The following is a 3,717-nucleotide window of genomic DNA, read 5'->3' as shown; positions in this document are numbered from 1 at the left end:
CAAGCTGCTGGCCGACAACAACCTGTCCGTGTCGGCCGTGGCCGGCACGGGCAAGGATGGCCGCGTGACCAAGGGTGACGTGCTGGGTGCCGTGGCATCGGGCACGGGCAAGGCCGCTGCGGCCGCACCGAGCGCGATCCCCACCGGCGTGCCCACCAAGGCGCTGCCGCAGGTGGCTGCGCCCACCGCCAAGGAAGACCTGAGCGGCCGCCCCGAGCAGCGCGTGCCCATGAGCCGCCTGCGCGCCCGCGTGGCCGAGCGCCTGCTGCAGTCGCAATCGACCAACGCCATCCTGACCACGTTCAACGAAGTGAACATGGCCCCGGTGATGGACATGCGCAAGAAGTTCCAGGACGCTTTCACCAAGGAACACGGCGTGAAGATCGGCTTCATGAGCTTCTTCGTGAAGGCGGCCGTGCATGCCCTGAAGAAGTACCCGGTGCTCAACGCCTCGGTCGACGGCAACGACATCGTCTACCACGGCTACTTCGACATCGGCATCGCCGTGGGCTCGCCCCGCGGCCTGGTGGTGCCCATCCTGCGCAATGCCGACCAGATGACGTTCGCCGACATCGAAAAGAAGATCGCCGAGTTCGGCCAGAAGGCCAAGGACGGCAAGCTGGGCATTGAAGAGATGACCGGCGGCACGTTCTCGATCTCCAATGGCGGCACGTTCGGCTCCATGCTGTCCACCCCCATCATCAACCCGCCGCAGTCGGCCATCCTGGGCGTGCACGCCACCAAGGACCGTGCCGTGGTGGAAAACGGCCAGATCGTCATCCGCCCGATGAACTACCTGGCCATGTCGTACGACCACCGCATCATCGACGGCCGTGAAGCCGTGCTGGGCCTGGTGGCCATGAAGGAAGCGCTGGAAGACCCCTCGCGCCTGCTGTTCGACATCTGATCCCCCTGGATGGACCCGCCCGCGTGGCCCGGCCGTTGGCCGCGCCCGCCGGTGGGTCTTTCTTCAACTGATTGAGTGAGATTGACATGAGCAAACAATTCGACGTGATCGTGATCGGCGGCGGCCCTGGCGGCTATATCGCTGCCATCCGTGCCGCGCAACTGGGCTTCAACGTGGCCTGCATCGACGAGTGGAAGAACGGCAAGGGCGGCCCCGCACCGGGCGGCACCTGTACCAACGTGGGCTGCATTCCCTCCAAGGCGCTGCTGCAGTCGTCCGAGCATTTCGACCAGGCCAACCACCACTTCGCCGACCATGGCATCGAGGTCAAGGACGTGCGCATGGACGTGGCCAAGATGATCGCCCGCAAGGACAGCGTGGTGAAGCAGAACAACGACGGCATCCTGTACCTGTTCAAGAAGAACAAGATCACGTTCTTCCACGGCCGTGGCTCGTTCGTGAAAGCCGCCGACGGTGGCTATGAAATCCGCGTGGCCGGCGCTGCCGAAGAGTCCATCACCGGCAAGCAGATCATCCTGGCCACGGGCTCCAACGCCCGCGCGCTGCCTGGCGTGCCGTTCGACGAAGAGCACATCCTCTCCAACGACGGTGCCCTGCGCATTGGAGAGACACCCAAGAAGCTGGGCCTGATCGGCGCCGGCGTGATCGGCCTGGAAATGGGCTCGGTCTGGCGCCGCCTGGGTGCCGAAGTGACGGTGCTGGAAGGACTGCCCACGTTCCTGGGCGCGGTGGACGAGCAGATCGCCAAGGAAGCCAAGAAGGCGTTCGACAAGCAGAACCTCAAGATCGAGCTGGGCGTGAAGATCGGCGAGATCAAGACCGGCAACAATGGCGTGAGCGTGGCCTACACCAATGCCAAGGGCGAAGCCCAGACGCTGGAAGTGGACAAGCTCATCGTGTCCATCGGCCGCGTGCCCAACACCATCGGACTCAACGGCGAAGCCGTGGGCCTGCAGCTGGACGAGCGCGGCGCGATCGTGGTCGATGCCGATTGCAAGACCAACCTGCCGGGCGTGTGGGCGGTGGGCGACGTGGTGCGCGGCCCGATGCTGGCGCACAAGGCCGAAGAAGAGGGCGTGGCCGTGGCCGAGCGCATCGCGGGCCAGCACGGCCATGTGAACTTCAACACCATCCCCTGGGTGATCTACACCAACCCCGAGATCGCCTGGGTGGGCCGCACCGAGCAGCAGCTCAAGGCGGACGGCGTGAAGTACAAGGCCGGCACGTTCCCGTTCCTGGCCAACGGTCGCGCCCGCGCGCTGGGCGACACGACCGGTATGGTCAAGTTCCTGGCGGACGCGGCCACGGATGAGATCCTGGGCGTGCACATCGTCGGCCCGATGGCCAGCGAACTGATCGCCGAAGCCGTGGTCGCCATGGAGTTCAAGGCCAGCGCCGAAGACATCGCGCGCATCTGCCACGCCCATCCGAGCTTGAGCGAAGCCACCAAGGAAGCGGCCCTGGCCGTGGACAAGCGCACGCTGAACTTCTGACCCCGGGACTTTAGGTAAAAATGGCTGCCTGCGCTTGAAATACTAGCGCAGGCAGCTATCTTTTTTATAGCGTTTGGAGTGTGCGTGTGAATGTGAAGCAGGCGTATGAGGCGGAACTGGCCAGCAAGGGCTACCAGAGCGATCCGGCCCAGTTGCGCGCCGTCGAGGCGTTGCAGCGGTGTGCCGACGATTGGGCGCTGTACAAGGAGCGCCGCTCCAACGCCTTGAAGAAGCTCATCAACCGGCCCGAGGTGCCGCGCGGCGTGTACATGTACGGCGGCGTAGGGCGGGGCAAGAGCTTTCTCATGGACTGCTTTTTCAACGCCGTGCCCATCCGCCGCAAGGTGCGGCTGCATTTCCACGAGTTCATGCGCGAAGTGCACCGCGAACTGGCGGGGCTGCAGGGCACCGTCAATCCGCTGGACGTGCTGGGCGAGCGCATTTCCAAGCGCTACAAGCTCATCTGCTTCGATGAGTTCCATGTGGCGGACATCACCGACGCGATGATCCTGCACCGCCTGCTGGCGGCGCTTTTTCGACAACGGCGTGGGTTTTGTCACCACCTCCAATTTCGAGCCCGACGGGTTGTACCCCGGTGGGCTGCACCGCGACCGCATCCTGCCCGCCATCGAACTGCTGAACCAGCGGATGGAGGTGGTCAACGTGGACAACGGCACCGACTACCGCCGCCGCACGCTGGAGATGGTGCGGCTGTACCACACGCCGCTGGGACCCCAGGCCGATGCGGAGATGTCCGAGGCGTTCGACCAACTGGCCGAAGTGCGCGACGAAGACCCGGTGCTGCACATCGAGGCACGCGAGATCCGTGCGCGCCGCAAGGCCGGCGGCGTCGTCTGGTTCGATTTCAGCGTGCTGTGCGGTGGCCCGCGCTCGCAGAACGACTACCTGGAAATCGCCACGCAGTTCCACACCGTGCTGCTGTCGGACGTGCCCCACATGCCCGTATCGATGGCGTCGCCGGCCCGGCGCTTCACGTGGCTGGTGGACGTGCTGTACGACCGGCGCGTCAAGCTCATCCTGTCCGCCGCCGTGCCCCCCGAAGCGCTGTACACCGAGGGCCCGCTGGCCCATGAATTTCCGCGCACCGTCTCCCGGCTGAATGAAATGCAGTCCAAGGAATTCCTGGATCTGGAGCGGCGCGTGGTGGACACCGGATTGACGTAACCTCTTTTCTCGCCATGCCATCCTTCCAACGCCTTTTCCTTGCCACCGCACTGGCGCTCGCCTCGACGCTGGCTGCGGCCCAGTCACCGCTGGCCGCATCGCGCGCCGCCG

2 protein-coding genes and 1 pseudogene are annotated in these 3,717 nt (G+C 65.0%); all 3 read left to right on the top strand.

The features are described from left to right. On the top strand, nt 1-907 hold a 907-nt coding region (gene odhB / locus AC27IQ_RS20215; protein WP_487090561.1), incomplete at its 5' end, for a 2-oxoglutarate dehydrogenase complex dihydrolipoyllysine-residue succinyltransferase. An 86-nt stretch (nt 908-993) separates the two neighbouring features. After that, nucleotides 994-2,421: a dihydrolipoyl dehydrogenase gene (gene lpdA / locus AC27IQ_RS20210; RefSeq protein ID WP_487090560.1), complete on the top strand. Its 1,428-nt coding sequence runs from the start codon at nt 994-996 to the stop codon at nt 2,419-2,421. Nucleotides 2,422-2,507: 86 nt separating this feature from the next. Then, nucleotides 2,508-3,606, top strand: a pseudogene (gene zapE, locus AC27IQ_RS20205) (cell division protein ZapE). Nucleotides 3,607-3,717: the final 111 nt, after the last annotated feature.

The sequence above is a fragment of the Acidovorax sp. KPB24-07 genome, assembly GCF_057543315.1.
Note: the sequence above shows the minus strand (reverse complement) of the source record. Positions and strands in the feature narration are given on the sequence as shown.

Excerpts from the sequence above, each read along its gene's own strand:
- lpdA (WP_487090560.1), top strand. The coding sequence starts at position 994 with ATGAGCAAACAATTCGACGTGATCGTGATCGGCGGCGGCCCTGGCGGC.